We start from the raw sequence: 23,772 nt of genomic DNA on the forward strand, positions 1-23,772 counted from the left end.
TTTATTCGTTATTATAATCCGTGAAAAAGGATAAGTCCAGACCAAAAGTCGAATAAAGGCGTAATTGACGGATAGGAGGAGCGGAGGAATTGAAACCGAATATGACGCATAGACGTCATGTTCGCTATGCTAGAATACAGAAAAAGATAGGGGGAAGTAAAATGCCAAAACATGAATATAGAAAGCATGAAAAGGAGTTATATCAACCCAAAGCTAAGCCGCAATTATTAGAAGTTGGGAAACAGAAATTCATCTGTATAAAAGGTAAAGGTGATCCTAATCATGAGGATTTTTCAGAAAGAGTCGGGGTTCTATACTCTCTGGCCTATGCGGTGAAAATGATGCCTAAAAATGGATTTACTCCGGAGGGTTATTTTGATTATACGGTATATCCACTCGAAGGATTATGGGATTTGACAGAGGAAGGTAGAAATCACAAGGATTTAATAAAAGATGAATTACTATATACAATAATGATAAGACAACCGGATTTTGTAACAAGAGAGACGGTAGAAAGAGCTTTTGAGATAGTAAATAAAAAGAAACCTCACCCCCTATTGAAAGAGGCATATTTTGATGAATTAGAAGATGGCTTATCGGTGCAAATCTTGCATATTGGTTCATATGATAGTGAACCTGAATCATTCCAACAATTAAAAATGTTTATAGATGAAAACAATTATGTGCTAAAAACGCTTGTTCATAGAGAAATTTATCTGTCGGATGCTAGAAAAGTAGAACACGAAAAGTTGAAAACCATTTTAAGATATAGAATTAATAAAAAATAGCAGGTCGGCTTCGATTCCTTTACGGTTATAGGAAATGAATGCGGTTACCATCTTGTGATATAATAGATGAAATCGATCGATAGTTTGAGAAAATTGGATTAGGAGTGTTGCCTGGATGAGAAGATACAACATTTGGCGCCCGTTGATGTTAATTATTATTGCTGTACTTACAAAAAGCTTGGTCACTAACCTGTGCATTTTGTTTGGTATGCAGGCTGAAGCAGCGAGTAGTATGGGAACGCTGGGCATGGTCATTGCCGGTTTAGTGATGTACAATCGCATGACAAATCGCCGTCGTAAATAAGGTGGCCGGATAGATTATAAACGTCTGGTTATTATGTTATAGTAAAGATTGAAATAAAACTTGTATAGACCTGAAAAGGAGTACTTCATGACACAGTTTGTCTACAAACAAATTATTGATGACTTAAAAATGAAAATTTTTGCTGGGCAGTTCCCCGATATGAAATTACCGGATGAACGAACGCTTAGTGAAACTTATCAAGTGAGTCGTAGTTCTATTAAAAGTGCTCTGACTAAAATGGCAAATGCCGGAATTATTTTTAAAAAGCGTGGCTCAGGGACATTTATAAATCCTTTATACATAAAAAATGAATCTATTTTTAACTACGAAGGCTCTAATTTAGGTGTCACCGACAATTTTCAAATGAATGGGAAGAAGCCAAAGATTAAAGTTCTGAAATTCGAGGTCATTCCACCAACGGAAGAACTGCAACGGGATCTGTTTTTAGGACCACATGATTTTGTATACAAAATCGTTCGCTTGCGTCTTTTTGATGATGAACCCTTTATGATTGAAACGGGTTATATCCCAATCAAAATCGTGCAGAACTTAAATCAGACTATTATTGAAGGATCTATCTTTAATTATTTGGAGGATTCACGGAACCTGGCGGTAACCAAATCCTTTTTATCGATATCCGCAGAACCCTCTGAGGCTACGGATCAAGAGCTGCTGCATTTGCAGGCGAATGAGCCAGTAAGCATTATGGAAGGGATTTTCTTTTTAGATAATGGCACACCCTTTGAATTCTCCCATATGCGTTTCCACTATAAATACTTAAAATTTAATACCTTTGTGTCCGTTCATTAAAAGTAAGACTGGGGAATTTTTCTCGGTCTTATTTTTTTTATTTTGCGCAAAATAGATGAAGGAAAAGCAGCAAATATCTCCCGCAAACTTCAGCCCATATTTTTACATATATATTAATATTGACGTATTTTTACAGACAATTGACACCGTTTTTCATACTATGTTCATATTTTCACAAAATTGGACCGTATCATTTGTTAAAAAGGTTGAATTAATTTTTGGCGGCGGTATGATGTACTTGTGGAAGAAATTACGGCAATGTAGACACAGAAAAAATTTTGGGGAGTGGAAGAAATGGTATTATCCATGGATGTTGATTACTCATCAAAAACTTATTTAGAGAAACTTGATGCATACTGGCGCGCAACTAACTACATCTCTGTAGGTCAACTGTATTTGAAAGATAATCCGTTGTTAAGAGAACCGCTGAAAGAAGCAGACGTAAAGATTAAGCCAATTGGACACTGGGGAACTATTCCCGGCCAGAACTTTATTTATGCCCATTTGAATCGGGTCATTACTAAATATGATTTGAATATGTTCTATATCGAGGGTCCTGGTCATGGCGGTCAGGTCATGGTTTCGAACTCCTATCTCGATGGTAGCTATACTGAAATTTATCCGGAAATTACACAAGATATCCCAGGTCTGAAGAAATTGTTCAAACAATTCTCTTTCCCAGGTGGAGTTGCTTCCCATGCTGCCCCTGAAACACCTGGATCGATCCACGAAGGTGGCGAATTAGGTTATTCTCTATCCCACGGTGTAGGTGCAATTCTGGATAATCCAGATTTAATCTCCGCTGTTGTTATTGGCGATGGAGAGGCTGAAACTGGCCCATTAGCGGCTTCATGGTTCTCCAACCGGTTCATCAATCCAGTTACTGATGGTGCAGTTCTGCCGATCTTGCACTTAAATGGTTTCAAAATCAGTAACCCAACGATTCTGTCTCGTCAATCCAAAGAAGAAATTACTGCATACTTTAAAGGTATGGGTTGGGAACCGTTCTTCGTTGAAGGCGAAAATCCTGATCTAATGCATCCAGAAATGGCTAAGGTGCTTGATACCATCGTAGAAAGAATTGAAGCGATTCAAAAGAATGCACGTGACAACAATGACCTTACGCGTCCGGTTTGGCCAATGTTGGTCTTCCGTTCTCCTAAGGGCTGGACGGGTCCAAAGCAATGGGATGGTGTTCCGAATGAGAACTCGTTCCGTGCCCATCAGGTGCCGATTCCAGTGGATCAAAAGAATATGAAACATGCTCCAGCGTTATTGGAGTGGATGAACAGCTATAGACCAGAAGAATTATTTGATGACAATGGTCGTCTGAACGCTGAACTTGCTGAGATTCTGCCAACTGGCGACAGACGTATGGGAATGAACCCAGTTACTAATGCTGGCAACCAGATTAAAGATCTAAACTTACCCAATTTCCGTAAGTTCGCACTTGATAATTCCAAACCAGGTGAAGTAATAGCACAAGACATGGCCGTTCTGGGTAAATACATGAAAGATGTTATCTCTCTGAACGAAGAGAACCGCAATTTCAGAATTTTCGGACCGGATGAAACAATGTCCAACCGTCTGGGACCTGTCTTTGAAGTGACGAAACGTCAATGGTTGGATCAAGTGATTGAGCCGAATGATGAATTCCTAGCTTCTTATGGCCGTGTTATCGATTCCCAATTGTCTGAACATCAGGCAGAAGGTTTGCTTGAAGGTTACGTATTGACAGGTCGCCATGGTTTCTTTGCAAGCTATGAAGCTTTCTTGCGTGTCGTGGATTCGATGATTACTCAGCATTTCAAATGGCTGCGTAAAGCAACAGATCAAAGCTGGCGTGCGGATATTCCATCATTGAATGTGGTAGCAACTTCAACTGTATTCCAACAAGACCACAATGGTTACACTCACCAAGATCCAGGTTTGCTAGGTCACTTGGCTGATAAAAAACCAGAATTTATCCGTGAGTATTTGCCGGCTGATGCGAACTCCTTGCTGGCTGTCTTTGACACCGTCTTAAATGACCGTCAAAAAATTAACTTGATCGTTTCTTCCAAACATCCTCGTCCACAATGGTTCAGTGCGGATGAAGCACAAGAGCTGGTGGATAAAGGACTGAAGATTATTGACTGGGCAAGCACCGATCAAGGTGGAGAGCCTGATGTTGTCTTTGCTTCTGCAGGTACAGAACCAACTATCGAAAGCTTGGCTGCAATCTCTATCCTGCATGAAAAACTGCCGAACCTTAAGATTAGATATATCAACGTGGTAGACTTGTTGAAACTGAGAAGTCAAAAATTAGATCCGCGTGGCTTATCTGACGAAGAGTTTGATCAATTTTTCACAAAAGATAAACCAGTTATCTTCGCTTTCCACGGATATGAAGGTCTGATTAAAGACTTGTTCTTTGATCGCCATAACCATAACCTGCACGTACACGGATACCGCGAGAATGGCGATATCACAACACCATTCGATATGCGCGTATTGAATCAAATGGACCGCTTTGACTTGGCGAAGGAAGCTGTTCTGAGCTTGCCTAATGCTAACGACTATAAAGCGATCGCAGATGAAATGGATGCTATCGTTAAGAAACATCACCAATTCATTCGTGAAGAGGGTATTGATTTGCCAGAAGTAGAGAACTGGGTATGGAATGCTTTGAAATAAACGTATAGCCAGTACCATAGGAAGTAATACAAAAAGACACCTTTAGAGGTGTCTTTTTATTTGTTCAAGTAAGCATACAAAACAATTATAATCATTTTTTCATCTTTACCACTGTAAATATATGTGAGTAAATAGGTGGGTAAAGAAAGGGGAGAAATGTATGACATCTATTGATAAACTTCCCAAGTCTATAGAAATACAGCTTACAGAACAACCTTTATTTCACTCTGTATCTGATTTAATGAAAGATGGGCAATTCGGTGAGCAGTGGCTTGTATTGACTGAGAAGGAGGTTTCCGTTTGGGGGACGGACGGGAAACTGGTCTCAAAGCTTCTAGTCTCGAATATTACCGATGCCCGGGTAGTAGGCGGGGTAGGCGGCGGTTCGTTGCTTGTGGATACCCAAGCGGGGCCTATTATACTTATACGTTATACAGCATCACTTACCTCTATATTTGGTTTTGCTGCTAAATTAATTGGCGCTGTAGCTAAAGGCGAGGAACGGCCAACCGCTTCTGAAAAAGAGTTTCCAAGAAATTGTCCAAAATGCCGCAATCCGCTGCCGGAAGATTCACAAGCTTGTCCGGTGTGCAAGAGTAACGGCAAGGTTCTATTTCGGATGTTGAGTTACGCTAAGCCTTATAAGATCCAAATGATCGCTGCGGCGATTATGTTGATTTTTACTACATTGGTAGAGCTTGTTCCACCATTTTTGACGAAGATGATCGTTGATAATGTGTTGACAGAAAAGGATATGGGCTCGACGCTTCTATGGATTGTGATCGGGCTAGCAGCCACGTCCTTAGTAATAACTTTAATGCAGACTGTACGTGGACTTATAGGGGTATGGATTGGTTCCAAAATCATGGGTGATCTTCGTCATGATGTGTATCATTCCTTGATGAAATTATCTTTATCTTTTTTCGACCGAAGACAATCTTCGCAATTTATTGGACGGGTGAATAATGATTCAGAGGCGATGCGGCAATTTATGACTGACGGTGTAATCTGGGTCTCGGGTGAATCGCTGCGGGTAATCGCTATTTTCACTATTATGTTCAGTATGGATTGGAAGCTAACGCTGCTTGCTATGCTGCCTATGCCGCTTATGGTGGTGCTGTCGACCGTGTTATGGCCGATGATTGGCAGACGTTGGTACCAGCAGTGGAGATCTATTTTTAGATTAAACGCTTTGGTTGGCGATTCTTTGCAGGGGATTCGTGTAGTCAAAGCATTCGGCCAGGAAACAACAGAGATGTCACGTTATACGGTCGCCAATAAGGAGTTGGTGCGGCATAATATTCGGATCGAAGGCTTATGGCAGGGGATGTTTCCTGCTTTTGCGTTGGTTGCTGGTGTTGGTACGTTATTAATTTGGTTTTATGGCGGAAAAACGGTGCTGGAGGGTCAATTATCCATCGGTACGCTAATTGCTTTGGTGACCTACCTTGGGATGCTTCTCGGACCTTTGCAGTGGGTGAGCCAAATGATCAACTGGGCCAGCCATGCGATTTCAGCAGCAGATCGGGTCTTTGAGATTATGGATACTCCGTCAGATGTGCCTGATACAGTAAATCCAGCAGCCATCGGCCGCGTAAATGGTGAGGTTGAGTTTAAGCGGGTTACTTATGGATACGAAAAACATCATCCTGTGCTCAAGAACGTGGATTTAAAAGTGGGTGCGGGCGAGATGATTGGTCTGGTCGGACATTCAGGTGCCGGTAAGTCGACGTTCATTAATATGATCTGTCGCTTCTATGACACAGATGAGGGAACCATTACCATCGATGATGTGGACATCCGAAATATCAGCCAGTCAGATCTGCGTAGTCAGATCGGTGTAGTGCTGCAGGAGACGTTTCTATTCGACGGAACGATTGCTGAGAATATTGCCTATTCTAAACCGGACGCTACGGAATTAGAAATCATGCGCGCTGCAAAAATCGCCAACGCCCATGATTTTATCGTTCAATTGCCGGATGGCTATGATACAAGAGTTGGGGAACGTGGACATAAATTGTCTGGTGGAGAGAAGCAGCGAGTGTCTATTGCCCGAGCAATAATTCACGATCCACGAATTCTAATCCTAGATGAAGCAACAGCTTCTGTAGATACAGTGACCGAGCGGCAAATTCAAGAAGCGATCTCGCGACTGGTAAAAGGCAGAACGACATTCGCGATTGCCCATCGATTATCCACGCTAAGAAATGCGAACCGGCTTGTAGTGCTTGAACGCGGTAAGATCATTGAAGTGGGTACACATGAGGAATTGCTTGCTGCAGAAGGTGCTTACTTCAAGCTAGTTGAGGCACAGAAGGAAATGTCGCAGATTAAGGGGGTTGAGATGCATGAGTGATCCGAATCTTGTTAACGGGGAATTGAATCCTAAAGATCCCTATGAGATTAACATTCTTGAACCGGGTGCAATCTCTTTTAGCCGCAGTCAAGGTGGCGTGTTTCAAGGAGTAGTGGAGGGTCAGGTCTATGAGGAATTAATTCTTTTTCGTATATTTCCATTCCAATATACCACGGAGTATATTTCAGTTCGTAACTCCAAGAGTGAGGAGATCGGAGTCATTCGTGACATTGATCAGCTCGATGAAGAAAGTCGCGTGGAAGTGGACACAGAGCTCCGGCTGCGGTATTTTCTTCCGGTTGTAACCCGCATTGATTCTATTAAGCAAAAAGCGGATATGTGGATTTGGGAGCTGCAAACGAATCTGGGCCAGACCCGGATCGTTATGCGGAACCTGCACGAGCATATGCAATATCCAAGTCATAAGCGAATCATTCTTACAGATATCAATGGGAAAAGATGCGAAATCCGTGATTATCTAGCCCTGGATGTTCAGAGCCGGAGCAAGCTGAAGGATGTTTTATAGTCTAGTTGTGAAAAAGCTCCGCAGCCATTTGTTGATGGTCTGCGGAGCCTCTTTTTTTTATCCGTAGATTCTACGAAGGAAAAAATTGATGGCGTTCTCTCATTGGTATGGTAATATATTACAACCGGATCTTTTCCATATGGGAGGTATGTGAGTGAAGCGTAAATGGATCAATTCGCCGTACACCTTTGCTTTAGGGATGTTTGCGATGATGGTTCCAAGTCAGGCATTTAGTTCATTTTACAGTTACTTTTATGTAGAAAAATTAGGATTGGGCATTGGACTAGCTACATTAGCCAGAACAATCTTTCTGATCTGGGATGCGGTAAACAATCCGTTATTTGGTTATTGGTCAGATCGCACAGAGACTCGTTTAGGTCGACGCAGACCATGGGTATTTGGCTCAATTCCGTTATTTATGCTGGCATTTGTACTGGTTTTCTCCCCTCCCGGCGGATTATCTGAGAATGGATTGTTCACTTGGTTTTTAGTCACACTTATTTTCTATGAGGCAGTCGCTACTGTGTTGTGGGTGAACTATGGAGCGTTACTCCCGGAGCTCTTCCGAGGAGACCGTATTCGGGCAAAAGCTTCCGCGATTCAGCAAGGCTATCAGGTCGTTGCTTTGTTAATCGGTACTGCCTTAACGCCAATTATTTTTGCAGCTATTAATTTCTCTAATATGGCTATAGTGTATGCCTGTCTCTTTGGAGTATTTATGTTTTTATGTATGATGAATGTCCAAGAAAAGAAGGAGCCCACAGAGCAGGAACCCTTGAAGTTGATTCCAGCTTTTCGGGAGACCATTCGGAATAAAAAGTTTTGGGTGTTTAATATTTCGAACTCTTTTGCTCAAACGGTGAATGGACTTGTAAGCTCGATGATTCCTTTTTATGCAAAATATGTACTTCATATCTCAGAGGCTCAGGTATCGATTTTACTCGCAGCTGTGTTTGTTTCGGTCATTCCATTAGTATTCGTGTGGTACTGGATGATTCGTAAGATGGACGGGGTCAAGGCGTGGCGGTTATCACTGATCTTATATGCGTTATCGGTAATTCCGTTATGGTTTGGTTATGATCTCTTAAGTGGTGTGGCTGCTGGCGTAGTTGTCGGTTTCGGATTAGCCGGATTTCTAGTGACCCCAGCAATAGTAGGTGGCAAGATTATTGATGAGGATGCGGAAAAAACAGGTCTGAGAAGAGAAGGAATCTACACGGCTGTAAGCGGATTCATTACTCGTTCAAGCGGGTTAATCTCTGCGTTAGCTTTTTTCATTGTAGGTATGATCTTTGGCTATCAAGGCGGTGATGACCCAGGGTCCAATCCTGAAGCGACATTTAGGTATTTAATAAGTGTGGTGCCATTATGTCTGTTGGCCATAGCTGTTGTCATATCCTTCACAATGAAATTTACATTTATGGACTCTTTGAGAGGTGAGGCTGACTATGAACAAAAAATTAATCATCAATTGTGATGATTTTGGACAAAGTCCCCCCATGAATCAGGCGATTAAACATCTGCTGGAAGAGGAAAAAGTATCCTCCGCAACGATTATGGCGGTGGCCCCTGGGTTTGAGGAGGCAGCTGCATGGTGTAGTCGCAGGCAACAACGAAATGTGGGACTTCACTTGACGATGACTAGTGAATTTGAGGCTTTGCGCTGGGCGAGCCTGACGGGAGAGACTTCTCTTCACGACGAGAGCGGACATCAATATAGGACGGTAAAAGAGTTCGAACAGGGAGCGCAGACAAAAGCCGTACTAAAGGAGATAGATGCGCAGTACGAGCGAGTAAAACAGTCGGGAATAGTGATTAGCCATGTAGACAACCACATGGGTAGTTTATACGGAATGGAAACAGGACGCAGCTTGCTACCGCAGACGTTGTGGAAAATTTCGCGCTGGGGATTGCCCTCACGATTCTTCAGATACATCCATGCTGAGGATCCGCTTTTGGCATCGCTGAAAAATATTAAACGACCAGTTGCCCTTGGAGCAGGGCTGGCGGATACGTTTGGGGTGCCGATTCCCGACTATTTGCTATCGCATCCTTTTGGTGTAGAGGAAGGCGAGACGTATGAAAGTTTTAAAAGATCTATTATTGCTAAGCTGTATTCGTTGCCGGATGGCGTTAGTGAGACCTATATTCATCCCGGGATAGACGATCCATGGATGCAAGCAAATATTCCGCACTGGAGTAAGCGCGTTTGGGAGTATAAGTTGCCCTTTGATGATGATTTTACCTATGCCCTCAGTGATGCTAAGGTTGAATTGACGAATTATCGTTATGTACAGGAGCATCTAAAACGTCCACGGTTAAGATCTGCAGGCAGATTGTTAAAGAACCTGATAAGATTATGAGCAAAAATAAAAGACACCTTGAGGGGTGTCTTTTGATTATCCCATTAATCCTTTTAGCCCGTTAAGGAAGGGGGAAATAGATTTAATCATATTGTAGCCCATCTTCATAACCGGCATAGTTTTTTGTACCATTCCAATAAAGTTGCCGATTCCCCCGAACCCCCCAAATCCGCCAAATCCACCGCCTCCAGAACTGGAAGCCCCTGCTCCTGCGGAGCCTAGAGCGCCTCCACCCATTCCGAAAAGTGAGCCGAATAAGGGCATTAATCCTGATACGTTTGCTTTCCGGGAGCGGGAAGAAGAGTGTTTTTTTGATTTTCTGTGTTTGTTTTTACGCGGTTTGGAAAGGGTAAGTCCATTCTTATCGAGGCCGGTTATCCATCCTATATACGTACGTCCATCATGTAACGTAATACACACGGGTCTACCTTTCAGCTGTTCAGCACGTTTGCGAATCTTCGTTGTATTTGCCATTTGTGGATCACCTCATTGGTCTATTTACTTCTATATTACTCAGATATTTTTGTGTTGCTTGTGCTGGTTCATCATAAAAAAATATTTGGGAGCAGTGATTCTTTATGTACTGCTGTCTCTGGGACTGCCTTATGGGGAATTTGCAATGGGAGGAAGGCATAGAATTATGCCTCCACAAATGAGAGTCGCGTGTGGAGTTTCAGTAGTGATACAGCTAATTGCCATCCTGTACTTATTGCAGGCAGGTAATGTGATCTCTATTGGATTACCTTTTGATAGAAGGGTATGTTATTTTTTCGCAGTCTATTTAATGCTTAATACTATAATGAACTTATTGTCGAGGAGCATGAAAGAAAAACTTGTGATGACACCCTTATCTCTAATAACTGCAATCTGTTTTGGGATTACTGCTATGAATGGGTAAAAAGTAGTGCCGGATATAGATTCGACTTTTCTAGACTTTATATAGGATTGTTTTTAGGACACATCTGGTGAAGATGTGTTCTTTTTGCATCTATTGACTCTTGACCTATAAAAACGGATTCATAAGTCTAGGTCTTTCTTCTTATGTTATTATATTTAACATTGTTTTATATTATTTTTACAATTATATGATAATTGGTTATGTTTGTGTGATATAATATCACAGAAATTATGTGAAAATGATAGGGAGGACTAATATTATTATGGGATGGAAGACACGATGGAATAAGCCGATTGCTTCTGTATTAGCAACTGCAGTGCTTTCTTTGCAGGTGTTTGGAGGTATTGGTTTGGGTGCAGCTTGGGGTACAGATAAAGCTGAAGCAGCATCCGCAGCCACAGCCAAACTCCGGCTGATGAGCACGACGGACGTGCACACCAATGTCTACGGCTGGGACTATTTTAAGAATGCAGCTTCAGTAACTGTCGGTCTTGACCGCACAGCAAGCTTGGTGAAACAAGCCAAAAGTGAAGAACCCAACACCCTCCTACTCGACAATGGGGACTTGATTCAAGGAACTCCGCTAGGTACTTATGTGGCGAAGGAATCGGATCTGAAGGACCCTACTAATGTTACTGATATCCATCCGATGATTGCAGCCATGAACGCTATGGGATATGATGCTGCGACTTTTGGTAATCATGAATTCAATTATGGATTACAATTTTTAGATCGTACGATAAACGGTAGCACTGGTAATGAGATGACTACTGGAGCCAATTTTGATTATGTGAATGCGAATATATATAAAATGGATGGCGTTACAAATGCTTATCAGCCTTATGTTATTCTTCCTAAGAAAGTTACGGATAGTAACGGCGATGAGCAGACGATTCAAGTTGGTCTAATCGGCCTAGTTACTCCTCAAATCATGGAGTGGGACAAGGTTAATCTGGAAGGCAAAGTTGTCGTTGAAGATATTGCTAAAACGGCAGAAAAATTTGTTCCTGAAATGAAAGCTAAGGGAGCAGATGTTATTGTTGCTATGGCCCATACGGGGTTTGATGTTAACGCCGTTACAGGAGACGGTTCTGAGAATGATATTAACGCTTTGAGTAAGGTTCCTGATATTGATGCGATTACGTTCTCTCATACGCATAAGGTATTCCCAACAGGGAATAACGATACGTTGGACGCGTCGTTCAAAGATCCTGTTACTAAACAACCGTATGCAAACGAAAAGGCTGTGATCGATAATGTGAATGGTCACATTAACGGTACGCCTGCTGTACAAGCTGGTTACGGCGGAGCTTATTTGGGTCTAATCGATCTGAACATTGTATACGATGGTAATGACTGGACGGTAGACAAGCAAAGTTCAAAAGCTTCTGCTCGTTCTATTTATAAGACAGAGAATAAAGTGAATATACCACTGGTTGAGCCTGATGCGGCTGTAGATGCAGCTGTTGCAGCAGCACATGAGGCTACTATTGCTTATACTGGACAAAAGCTGGGTGTTACAACAGCTCCGATGAACAGCTATTTCGCAATGGTTCAGGATGATCCTACGGTTCAACTTGTTACGTATGCACAAAAGTGGTACGTTCAGAATTATATTGATATCAATGTTCCTCAATATAAGGACCTTGCCATTCTTAGTGTTGGTGCTCCTTTTAAAGCAGGACGCAACGGACCTGATGAGTACACCAGTATTGATAAGGGTGACTTGACTATTCGTAGCGCAAGTGACCTGTATTTATATGATAATACCCTTAAAGCAATCAAAGTTAAGGGTTCTGTTGTGAAAGAATGGTTGGAAATGAGTGCGGGCGCATTTAACCGCATCAAACCAGGGATCTCGACTCCGCAGTCTCTGTTGAATACGAAATTTTCGGTTTTTAACTTCGATGTAATCGATGGGGTTCAATATAAAATTGATGTGACGAAAAACGCGAAGTACAATCCGGATGGTACGATTAATGATGCTTCTTCGAGTCGTGTAACGGATGTCACTTACAATGATCAACCTTTAGATCTAGATCAGGATTTCATTGTTGTTACTAACAATTACCGCGCAAGTGGTGGCGGGAACTTCCCGGGTGTTAAAGGTGCAGAGCTGGTTGTAGACTCTCAAGATGAGAATCGTCAGGTTCTGATGGACTACATCAGTGAAGCTGGTACGATTGATCCAACTGCTGATGGTAACTGGTCCTTGGCACCTATCAAAGGCAATGTTGATGTTACATTTACAACAACACCTAAAGCGGCAAATGTACTCCCAGCGAACATTTCCGATACTGGACAGCAAGATAATAAGGGCTTTGGAATTTTCAAGCTAGATCTAAGTGTGAAGACACCTGCACCGACGGAAGATGTGGAGGTTCACCTTCTTGGAATTAATGACTTCCACGGTCAACTCGACACTGTTTCTACAGTGAACAATAAGTCTGTAGGCACAGCAGCCTATCTCGCGACTTATTTGAAAGCAACTCGTGCAAAGTATGAGAACTCATTACTCTTCCATAATGGTGACTCCGTTGGAGCATCCGCTCCAGTATCATCCCTTGAGCGCGATGAGCCGACTCATGCTTGGATGAACATGATGAAATTTGATGTGGGTTCTCTTGGTAATCACGAATTTGACCAAGGTGTTGATGCACTGATGACACAGCTTTATGGTGGTATCGACCCTAAGGATAATAAAGTTAACCATGCTGGATCTGATTTTGATTATGTTAATGCGAATGCAGTGGATGCCAAAACTGGCGAGCCAATTATTAATCCTTATGTAATCAAAGAAGTAGGCGGTGTGAAAATTGGCTTTATTGGTCTTGTAACAAAATCCACACCAAGCAAGGTAGCGCCTTCCGGTACGGCCGGCGTGCATTTCCTCACGCCTGATGAGGAAGTGGCGGCTGTGGAGAAATACGCTAAGGAGCTTCAATCTAAAGGTGTTGAGACGATTATCGTGCTTGCACATGATCCTGCAACGACCAAAGATGGTGTGACTACAGGTGAAGCGGCTGATCTGGCCAATGCGCTTCCTGCGGAATCCCCTGTTGATGTTATCGTTGCTGGTGATAACCATGCACTTGCAAATGGAACAGTAAACGGCAAGCTGATTGTACAAGCTTATTCTTACGGTACAGCATTTGAGGATATCAAGTTGATCATTGATCCTAAAACAGGTGATGTGAAGGACAAGTCTGCTGTGGTAACTTCCACCTTCCATGATGGGGTAACACCAGATCCGGAAAGTGTGGCACTGGTTAATGCTTACCTTGAGAAGCATCCTGAGCTCACTCAACCAGTGGGTACAACGGACGGAACTATCACTCGTACCGATGCTTACAATAATGAGGCTGCACTTGGTAATCTGATTGCTGACTCTATGCGTAATGCTGACTTCGGCGATGGTGCAAAAGCTGCCGATTTCGCCTTTATGAATCCAGGCGGTATCCGTGCGGACCTTCCGAAAGGTCCTGTAACCTTCGGCGATCTGGCTAAAATTCAGCCATTCGGCAACACGCTTGTGAAGCTGACACTAACCGGAGCGCAAATCAAAACATTGCTGCAACAGCAATGGAATGTAAAAGCTGATGGAACACCAGATATCAAAACGCTGCAAATTTCCGGACTGAAATATACAGCGAATATGTATCTGCCAGTAGCTGATCGTATTGCGAGCCTCACACTAACTGATGGAACACCAATTAATCCTACGCAGAAATATACAGCAGTAGTAAATAACTTTATGGCTGCGGGTGGAGATAACTACAAGGTTCTGACTCAAGCTAGTGATTCATTGGCTGGACCTATTGATTTGGACGTATTCTACGACTACATTGTAAAAACGTTTAATGGCAAAGAGATTAAAGCGGCCATTGAAGGACGTATTATTAATAAATTAAAGGCTGATTCGGGATCGGGCAATGGCAGTGGAGGCGGTTCTACCGGTGTAACTCCAACGCCTACTCCAACCGCGAAACCAACAGCAACACCAGCGCCATCAACAGCACCAACGGTAACACCTGCACCAACTACTGCGCCAGCAGCAAACTTCAAGGATCTGGGTAAGGTAGCTTGGGCGCAAGAAGCTATTGAAGCATTGGCTGCTAAGGGCATTCTGAAAGGTCTGGATGCAAATACTTTTGCGCCAACCAAAACAGTGACTAGAGCAGAGTTCGTTACGATGCTGGTACGCGCACTGAATCTTACGGGTTCAGCAACAACCAGTTCGTTCAACGATGTTAAACAAGGAGTTTGGTACACGGATTCTATCGCCCTTGCGGTGAAGGCTGGACTTGTACAAGGCTCTGGAAATGGCAAATTTGAACCGGGTCGTGAAGTGACTCGTGAAGAAATGGCCATTATGGTTGCTAACGCACTGAAAGACAAACTACAGCCGATTGATAAAAATGCAGCATTGGGTAAGTTTGCAGACAAATCCAGTATTGCTCCTTATGCACAAGAGGCTATCGCACAGCTAACTCAATTGGGAATCGTCAACGGTGTTGATGGTGGGAAATTTGCACCTAAGGGTATAGCTAATCGCGCTCAAGCAGCGGTTATCATCTATCGCATGCTTGGACAAGCATCATAATTCTATTGTTCTAACTAAAAGTGTATCGATGATCCTCGTGAGGGCATCGATACACTTTTTTTAAATATAAGAAAGTATAAGTGGCACCAATACTCTTATAGTCTTCCCTTAAACGCTTACTGTCCTTACAAGGACGCCGATGGCGCTTTTACTTGTTAAATTTGTTGTTGCTCTTTCTGTGAAATCATGTTAACTTATATTCTGCACTGTATTTTTTAATATTTTGTGCGGTCGTGGCGGAATTGGCAGACGCGCACGGTTCAGGTCCGTGTGGGCTAACCCCCGTGGAGGTTCGAGTCCTCTCGACCGCATACCTAAGTGCATATAAACAGGCAATACTTTTGAATCGCTCTTCAACCTGAAGAGCCTTTTTCTATTTATACGCATAATTCAATTTGACAAACTCTATGTAAAAGAAGTGAAGCAAAGATGGAGCCTAATGTAGGTGTAAATACGAAGCAAAGTGTGCGGTTTCTGGAAAAGTATTTCTCTGGTGAATCGATAGATTATCGTCAGATGATTGCTTTATTCATCCCTATCCTAGTGGATCAGGCCTTTGTGGTGGGTCTTAATCTAGTGAATACAGCTATGATAAGCTCGTCTGGTGTGGCAGCTATCAGTGCGGTCAATATGATAGATTCTCTTAATATTTTTCTCATTAGTGTGTTTATTGCCGTCTCAACAGGTGGGACGGTTGTTGTTGCGCAGTATAAAGGGAGCGGCAATGACCTCATGGTGTCAAAAGCTACGGCAGGTGCTACGTCATCTGTTTCGCTGATGGCATTTGCTATTGGGATGTTCGGAATTCTTTTTCACAATCCGCTGTTAAATTTACTATTTGGAGCGGCCTCACCAGAGGTTATGGAGAACGCCCGAATATATTTGATTGGGAGCTGTATCTCTTATCTTGGTATAGCTGTTGTGGAGGCGGTATGTGGTGCTCTTCGTGGAATTGGTAGAACGAGGGCCTCGCTTGTGCTTTCGCTAATTATGAATTTAACTTATGTCTTATTGAATCTCGTCTTTATTAACCTGTTGCATATGGGTGTTCTGGGGATGACCATTTCTATAAATATAGCTAGATACCTGGGGGCGTTTTGCGCACTTTATTATCTATTCCGATTGGACAACGATCTGCATATCCGTATTCGCGATCTTGTAGTGGTTAAGCTGTCTATGCTGAAAAAAATAATGTTCATCGGGATGCCGTTTGCGGCGGAGCAGATGTTCTTTAATGGTGGTAAAATTCTGACTCAGATCTTTATCGTTAGTCTGGGTACGTATGCACTTGCGACTAATGCGATTGCCTCCTCCTTTGCAGGGATTATGCAAATCCCCGGGAATGCGTTGTCCTTGACGATTATTACAGTGGTTGGACAATGTATGGGAAGTAATAATGTTAAGGATGCTCGAAAATTCATTAAATCCTTCCTTGTCACCTCTTCTCTTTCTCTGGTGGTGATGGGTTTGCTGATTATGCCGTTTTTCAATCCGTTAGTGTCGATGTTCCATCCTCCTGCTGAGATTGTGGGAGATATCTTCCTGATTGTGCTCATCAATACGATTGCGCAAATTCCGTTATGGTCCATAAGCTTTATTACACCTTCGGCGCTTAGAGCGGCAGGGGATTCCAAGTTTACCTCCATGGTTTCAATGCTTACGATGTGGCTGTTCCGTGTAGTGCTCGGATACATCTTAGGTATTGTTCTGGACTTTGGTATACTCGGCGTTTGGCTGGCGATGAATTGTGAGTGGGGGATCAGAGGTTTGATTTTCCTACGGCGATTTATGGGCAAGAAATGGGTTCAGCATCGTGTTATATAATAGATATAAAAAAATCAAAGGACGCCCTGTGGGGTGTCTTTTTTGCATGCTCTGATGAGTGCCTCTGGAGAATGCAACTTGAGTATTTCTTGGGTAGCGGGGTAATAATATGTAGGAATTGCGTCTTTATGCTTACTAAAACACACAACAAGGAGTCTTGCACAATGTCACATTTCGTTAGATCCGTTACTTCACCAAAGAAATTTATCTCCGGCCATAACTTACTTTCAGATCTGAATGAGTATATTAAGGCGTTTGGCGATCATGCCTATGTGATCTGTGATGAGTTCATTTTGGAACGTGCTAAGAAAGAGGCGGGAAGTTCCATCGAAGGTGCGGGCAATAAGGCTACTTTTGAAAAATTCAATTATGAATGTACTCAGGAAGAGATTAATCGTAATCGGGAACTTGCCCGTAAAGCTGGGGCGAATATCATCGTTGGTATCGGCGGAGGTAAAACACTGGACACCGCCAAAGCTACTGCTTATTATGAGAAGCTGCCTGTAGTTATTTTTCCGACGATCGCTTCTACTGATGCACCATGTACAGCGCTGGCTGTCATTTATAATAAAGATGGTTCATTTGATCAATACTTGTTCCTCCCAAGTAATCCGGATGTAGTCTTGGCTGATACAGCGATTTTAGCTTCAGCGCCTTCCCGTTTTTTCGCAGCTGGAATTGGCGATGCACTGGCTACTTATTTTGAAGCCCGTGCCTGTTATGCCTCTAATGGCGACAATCTCGTACTCATGAAACCTTCTACAACGGGTCTAGGTATATCAAGACTTTGTTATGAAGCTCTACTTAAGAATGCGGTAAAAGCAAAACGTGCGGTTGATCAGAAGCTCTATACACGCGCGGTGGAGGAAACTATTGAAGCGACAATTTATCTAAGTGGTGTGGGTGCTGAATCTGGTGGTCTGGCTGCCGCGCATGCTATCCATAATGGGATGACAGCCGTTCCTTCACTACACAAAGCTCAGCATGGTGAAAAGGTTACGTTTGGTCTTTTAGCCCAGCTAGTACTGGAAAATGCCTCAAATGAGGAGCTGGAAACTGTCATTAAGCTTATCAAGGATGTAGATCTTCCGCTAACCCTCGCCGATCTGGGGTGTACGGAATTTATCGAATCCGAATGGCGCCAAGTTGCTGAAGCTGCTTGTGCAGAAGGAGACACAATGGGCAATATGCCGTTCCCGGTTACTTCGGAAGATGTGTACAATGCGATAGTGGTAGCGAACTCGCTGGCAGAGTCTTATAAATAACTAGCACAACTAATATGCAGTGATAATGAAGGCACCCTTGGGGGTGCCTTTTGTTTTTATATAGGGTAAGCTTTTGAAGTACTGTAGTGGTAAAATTTTGCATATAGCTATTGGCTTCGGCACTTAATCGCGGGATAGGGTGCCTACAGAAACGAGATTATTGCTAATCGCCCCGCGCTGTGCCAATTGTACTCTATGTAATAAGGAGGAAGGAAAGATGAGAAAAAACCAATTGGGTTATCTAATCCTTATTATCATAATTATTGGAGCGGTAATAATAGCGGTAATTCACGGAAATTCGGAGCGTCAGAACAAGCGGGCAGCAGGAAGTCTTGGGATGGATTATGTGCGCAAAGAGTACACGGAAAGTGCGTCGCTGAGAGTTGCAACGGTTTGCAAACCCTTATTTGGAGGGTCGGGTTATCAGGTAGTGCTGGAGGATTCACGTGGGCAATCGTATTATGTCATTATCGTTCTCGGAACTACACGTAATCTTGTCACTATGGACGATCTGACGAAAGAGGTGCGGGAAGGTACATCTGTATTTCCATGCCACCAATAAAAAAATGATAAATGAATTGGATTTCATCTATATGATCATTGGGAGGCACTCCTAAGGGGTGTCTATTTTTGTTATATTGTATTGAATTTTGTTATTTATTTTCGAAATAACTAACATATATGCTAACGTAAAAGATAAAATAATTATAACAAAAGGCGATATTTTGATTGTTTTATGCCAATGTAACCGCTATAATCTTGCATATACCGGAATGTGTAACGAAATAAGAAGTTTTTGTTAGCGTTTGTTATCAATAACAAAGTTGGAGATGTGGAGGTGAATAGTTAGCGAGTAGGTCTGTAATTGTCTTCTATAAGGACAGATAGTTATTGGGTTCATAACAGCTGGTTGGCTATTCTTATTATCAAATCCATTCATTTTCGAAGGAGAATTAGGAATGAAAAAAGCGAAAAAGTGGCTGGGGAGTATACTTGCCTGTGCAATGATAATGTCTCCTATCCCTTCTGTAATTTCTGCAGCAGCAGCACCATCCACTGTTGGATTCGGTGATACACAGGGTCACTGGGCACAACAAAATATTGCGAAGTGGGTAGAAAATGGCGTTTTAAACGGGTATCAGGATGGTTCTTTTCATCCCAATGAAGGAATTACAAGAGCTGAGTTTGCTACGATCTTGAATAAGGTATTCGGTTTCTATATGAAGTCAGATCAATCTTTTTCCGATGTAAAAGCGACCGATTGGTATGCAGATCAGCTTTCGTTGGCACGATATGCTGGGTATTATGAAGGATACTCAGAGAATAAAGCACAAGCTACTGATTATATAACGCGTCAGGATGCGGTGACGATGTTGGCTCGGATATTTACTCTTCAAGCTACTGAAAGCGCTTCATCATTGAGTGGATTTAATGATTCCTCTCAGATTCAAGCTTATGCTAAGGATGCAGTTGATGCGCTCTCAGGATTGATCACAGGGTATGAGGATGGAACCTTTAAGCCGCTTGGAAGGATCACCCGTGCCGAAGTTATAACGTTAATTAATAAAATAGTGAAGAGTTATTACTCGCAATCTGGGAGCTTTGAAGGAGGAATAGTTTCTGGAAATGTAGTCGTTAATCATGATGGTGTTGTGTTAAAAAATGCAACGATAAACGGAAACCTGTATCTAACCGCTGGGATCGGTAACGGCGAAGTGACCCTTGAGGGCATTAAGGTTACGGGCACCACATTTATTGCAGGTGGCGGGGTAAACTCCATTCTTATTAAGAATAGCTCATTAGGCAAAGTAAATATAAATCGTAAAGAGGGTGAGGTTCGTGTCCTCACGAGTGGTACAACCCAAATCTCTCAGCTAACGGTAGATAGTCTAGCAAGGCTGGAGTTTGGAATTGGGACGATGATCACCACGGGAATTCTAAATAGAACTGTGGGACTGATCCTAGGTGAAGGCGCATCGATTGCAAATCTAAACGTTGCTGATAAAGCGACTGGAACCACCATTTCTGGTCAGGGCGACATTGCAAAAGCGGACGTTAAAGCAACAGGAGTAACGTTGAACGGTAAGCCCATTGCTCCTGGCACAATTGTCATTATCAAAGGCAATCAAGGTCCTGTAGCAACGGCTACCCCAGCGCCTAGCTCGGCATCGGGTTCATCAACAACGCCGGCAGGCCCGACTAATCCAACCGCGGCACCTACAGCGACAGCAACACCAACAGCAACGGAAACACCGACACCAACGGCAACACCAACAGCAACACCAACAGCAACACCGACACCGACCGACCCGACGGGTCCTGTGGGACGTATCGAGAATTTAGCGGATGTTGATGCAAGTAGTGAGACTAAATCACTATTCGCCTACTTACAGGATATCCGCGGCAGTGAGATCTTGTTTGGACATCAGCATGCTACTACAGAAGGACTTTCTATTACTGAAAAGGACGGAACGCAGTCTGAGGTCGAGAATGCAGTAGGCGACCTTCCGGGCCTGTTCGGCTGGGATACGCTTAGTCTTGAAGGTTTTGAGAAACCAGGCGATCTAGGCGCAACCAAGCTGGAGAATCGTGATAAATTAATCGGCGTGATGAAATCTGCTTATGAAAAAGGCGGCGTGCTTACATTAAGCTCACATATGCCGAACTTCGTCACAGGAAAGGACTTTTATGACACCAAAGGGAATGTGCTTACGCATATATTACCCGGTGGTGACAAACATGCAGAATTTAATGCATTCCTGGATATGATTGCGGACTTTGCGAATAACTTAAAAGATGATAATGGTAAAGCTATTCCGGTCATTTTCCGTCCATTCCACGAGCAAAATGGTGGCTGGTTCTGGTGGGGTGCGCCTTACCGTACGAAGGAGCAGTATGCTGAAATTTATCGTTATACCGTTGAATATTTACGGGACAAAAAAGATGTGCATAACTTCTTGTATGCGTTCTCACCGGGAAGTCCGTTTAACGGCACAGATGCGACCTTCCTTGAGACGTATCCGGGAGATGACTATGTCGATATCCTTGGCTTCGATAATTATTATGACGGAACAACTGAGGGTTGGTTTGATTCAGTCGTGAAGGATGCTAAGCTGATTTCGAAGCTGGCGGATGATAAGGGGAAAATTGCAGCATTTACTGAGTTCGGTTATTCGGGTGTGAAGCCAACCGGCACGAAGGACCTGAAGTTCTTTACCAAGCTAATCTCTGCACTGCAGTCTGATCCGGATGCTAAACGGATGGCCTACATGCAGACTTGGGCGAATTTCAATACAGATTCTATCTTTGTCCCTTATAGAAATGCTCCAAACGGACTAGGGGATCATGAACTGCTCCCTGATTTTGTGGACTATTATAATGATCCGTATACAAGCTTCAGCCATGAGGTGGCTGTTGCGGATGCTTATTCGAAACAGGTAACTACAGAAGCCGAGCAACCTTTTTTACACATTGTCTCACCAACGGCAAACCAAACAGTGCCCACGACAAAAGCATCGACCCTTCGTGTTCGTGTGTTAAATCAAGACGTGGATAAAGTAACCTACCTGATTGGGGATGACACAACAGAGTACAGCATGGCAGCTGACGCAGAAGGTTTCTATTACTTGGCAGATTGGACGCCAGGTGTAGCCTTCGACGAATCTGGCGTGATGCTTACTGTTAAGTCCTATGCAAAGGATGGTTCTGTACTTTCACAAACGATCCAAATCTTTGTAAGTGACGTGCAGGGCAATGGGGATCCATTGGTTGTAGATACTTTTGAGAATTACAAAGGGAATGATGAATTACTTCGTGCGGCATTAAGTCCTGCGGGCGATCTAAATACGATCTCACTTGATGCGGACCATAAAAATGATGGCAAGTATGGCCTGAGGTTCGATTATAATGTGGATGGTCAAGGTTATACAGGTCGTACCAAAAACATGAATAATGCCGACTGGTCGGACGCCAACAAATTGAAGCTCTGGATTGCACCTGATGGTAGTGACCACAAGCTTGTTATTCAGGTCAATGCAAGCGGCATCTCTTTTGAAGCTTATCCTTCACTGGCAGGTACGACACCTGGCATGGTGGAAATTCCATTCAGCCAGTTCGCTCCAGCGCCATGGGATACAGGAAATGCTGGTAAAGTAATCACTAAAGAGAACCTTAAGGACATTCGGGCAGTGTCTATCTACGTAAATAAAAAGGAAGCAGTAGCAAGTACGTCTGGTACGCTCTACTTCGACGATATTACAGCGTTTAATGATGGAACGGGTGGCGTTCCTAACGGGGGCGAAGGCCCTGGCAGCACGCCAGAACAGGCGAAGCTATTGTATGGCTTCGAAAAAGATACTCAGGACTGGACAGTAGAGCAAAATAATGCCAGTGCAAGCGCGGCAGTGATCTCGACTGATGAGGCTGCTGAGGGAACTCATTCGTTAAGCGCCTTGTTCTCACTCGATTCAGGTGGAGCTTTTGAGCTCAGTAAAAATGGCAGTCTGGATCTGAGCGCGGTAGATAAATTAAGCGCACAAATTAAACTGTCGAACGGAAAAGCGGATGCACGTTTGTATATTAAGACGGGATCAACCTGGTCTTGGGCTGACAGTGGAGCTGTGAAAGTAGATTCGAGCGGATTTACTACGGTTTCGCTCAACTTGGCAGGTATTGCTGATCTTAATAGTGTAAAAGCCATAGGTATCAAGCTCGAGGGATTCAGCGGTACGGGAACTTCTACGTTGTATCTGGATGATGTTCGGACCCTGAAGAATGGTACTGCACCTGAAGCTGTCGTCTATGGCTTCGAGGACAATACACTGCAAGGCTTCAGCATCAATGTGGATGAAAATAATAAATATAATACAGCACTGGCTCAGAATCTATCTGTGAGCAATGCTGTGTATGCTGAGGGAACTCACTCGATGCAAGCGGACTTAACATTGAATGGAGGGCAATTCCAGCTGCGTCGTATGGTGGTTACCAACTTAGCGAATGCATCAACAATTACGCTTAAAATCAAGGTTGTACCTATTGATGCAAGCGATGTTAGCGGTGTAATGGCTCAGTTGTTTACCCAAAGTGGCTCAAGCTGGGGAACATGGACTGCTTCTACGGCTGCACCAGTAGATGCCAATGGATTTACTACACTAACACTGGATATCAGCAAGGTAGCAGATCGTAATTTGACCCAAGCGATTGGCGTGCAAGTCATGACCACAGCAACTGATCCTCTAGGTAGTGCTACCGTATATGTGGACGAAATCACGATTAAATAGAAAGTAGTAAAGCCGGAAGCGAACATTTCACGATGTTCACTTCCGGCTTATTTATTTAGCATCAAATTTATTCATTTTAA

The 23,772-nt window shown here is 43.2% G+C and carries 14 protein-coding genes and 1 tRNA gene; 14 read left to right on the forward strand and 1 reads right to left on the reverse strand.

The genetic code is table 11. From position 1 onward, the window contains the following. Positions 1-89: 89 nt before the first annotated feature. The 8 genes from NYE35_RS01100 (at position 90) to NYE35_RS01135 (ending at position 9,823) form a co-directional block, all read left to right on the forward strand. Complete coding sequence (locus NYE35_RS01100; protein ID WP_256715495.1) at positions 90-788, forward strand: GyrI-like domain-containing protein; 699 nt, start codon at positions 90-92, stop codon at positions 786-788. Between the two features lie 115 nt (positions 789-903). Further along, positions 904-1,092 (forward strand): hypothetical protein, encoded by a 189-nt coding sequence (locus NYE35_RS01105; RefSeq protein ID WP_341119901.1) that lies wholly within the window; start codon positions 904-906, stop codon positions 1,090-1,092. Between the two features lie 87 nt (positions 1,093-1,179). Further along, positions 1,180-1,902, forward strand: a complete 723-nt coding sequence (locus NYE35_RS01110) for a GntR family transcriptional regulator (RefSeq protein ID WP_036687196.1) — start codon at positions 1,180-1,182, stop codon at positions 1,900-1,902. A gap of 294 nt (positions 1,903-2,196) precedes the next feature. Further along, on the forward strand, positions 2,197-4,578 hold the full coding sequence (locus NYE35_RS01115) for a phosphoketolase family protein (protein ID WP_341119902.1): 2,382 nt from the start codon (positions 2,197-2,199) through the stop codon (positions 4,576-4,578). Between the two features lie 160 nt (positions 4,579-4,738). After that, positions 4,739-6,934: an ABC transporter ATP-binding protein gene (locus tag NYE35_RS01120; protein ID WP_036687198.1), complete on the forward strand. Its 2,196-nt coding sequence runs from the start codon at positions 4,739-4,741 to the stop codon at positions 6,932-6,934. Further along, positions 6,927-7,460 (forward strand): DUF1854 domain-containing protein, encoded by a 534-nt coding sequence (locus NYE35_RS01125; RefSeq protein ID WP_051491493.1) that lies wholly within the window; start codon positions 6,927-6,929, stop codon positions 7,458-7,460. Before NYE35_RS01120 ends, NYE35_RS01125 begins: the two co-directional genes overlap by 8 nt. Before the next feature lie 154 nt (positions 7,461-7,614). Then, the gene (locus tag NYE35_RS01130) at positions 7,615-8,937 is read left to right on the forward strand and encodes an MFS transporter (RefSeq protein ID WP_076141434.1); all 1,323 of its coding nucleotides are present in this window, start codon (positions 7,615-7,617) and stop codon (positions 8,935-8,937) included. Continuing rightward, positions 8,909-9,823, forward strand: a complete 915-nt coding sequence (locus NYE35_RS01135) for a polysaccharide deacetylase family protein (RefSeq protein WP_076105215.1) — start codon at positions 8,909-8,911, stop codon at positions 9,821-9,823. Before NYE35_RS01130 ends, NYE35_RS01135 begins: the two co-directional genes overlap by 29 nt. Positions 9,824-9,859: 36 nt before the next feature. On the opposite strand, the gene NYE35_RS01140 is transcribed toward NYE35_RS01135, so the two are convergent. Further along, complete coding sequence (locus tag NYE35_RS01140; RefSeq protein ID WP_076141432.1) at positions 9,860-10,297, reverse strand: hypothetical protein; 438 nt, start codon at positions 10,295-10,297, stop codon at positions 9,860-9,862. Between the two features lie 686 nt (positions 10,298-10,983). Between NYE35_RS01140 and NYE35_RS01145 the strand changes: the two genes are divergently transcribed. The 6 genes from NYE35_RS01145 to NYE35_RS01170 all read left to right on the forward strand — a co-directional run bounded on the left by NYE35_RS01145 (position 10,984) and on the right by NYE35_RS01170 (position 23,692). Then, positions 10,984-15,324, forward strand: a complete 4,341-nt coding sequence (locus NYE35_RS01145; protein ID WP_341119903.1) for a bifunctional 2',3'-cyclic-nucleotide 2'-phosphodiesterase/3'-nucleotidase — start codon at positions 10,984-10,986, stop codon at positions 15,322-15,324. A 227-nt stretch (positions 15,325-15,551) separates the two neighbouring features. Continuing rightward, positions 15,552-15,635, forward strand: a tRNA-Leu gene (locus tag NYE35_RS01150). Positions 15,636-15,753: 118 nt separating this feature from the next. After that, entirely contained in the window at positions 15,754-17,148 is a 1,395-nt protein-coding gene (locus NYE35_RS01155) for an MATE family efflux transporter (RefSeq protein ID WP_076297222.1), read from the forward strand. A gap of 164 nt (positions 17,149-17,312) precedes the next feature. Further along, entirely contained in the window at positions 17,313-18,413 is a 1,101-nt protein-coding gene (locus NYE35_RS01160; protein WP_076297223.1) for a glycerol dehydrogenase, read from the forward strand. 217 nt (positions 18,414-18,630) lie between these two features. Beyond that, positions 18,631-18,975 (forward strand): hypothetical protein, encoded by a 345-nt coding sequence (locus NYE35_RS01165; protein ID WP_341119904.1) that lies wholly within the window; start codon positions 18,631-18,633, stop codon positions 18,973-18,975. Between the two features lie 397 nt (positions 18,976-19,372). Continuing rightward, complete coding sequence (locus NYE35_RS01170; RefSeq protein WP_341119905.1) at positions 19,373-23,692, forward strand: glycosyl hydrolase; 4,320 nt, start codon at positions 19,373-19,375, stop codon at positions 23,690-23,692. Positions 23,693-23,772: the final 80 nt, after the last annotated feature.

This window comes from Paenibacillus sp. FSL L8-0494, assembly GCF_038003695.1.
Lineage (GTDB): Bacteria > Bacillota > Bacilli > Paenibacillales > Paenibacillaceae > Paenibacillus_AQ > Paenibacillus_AQ odorifer.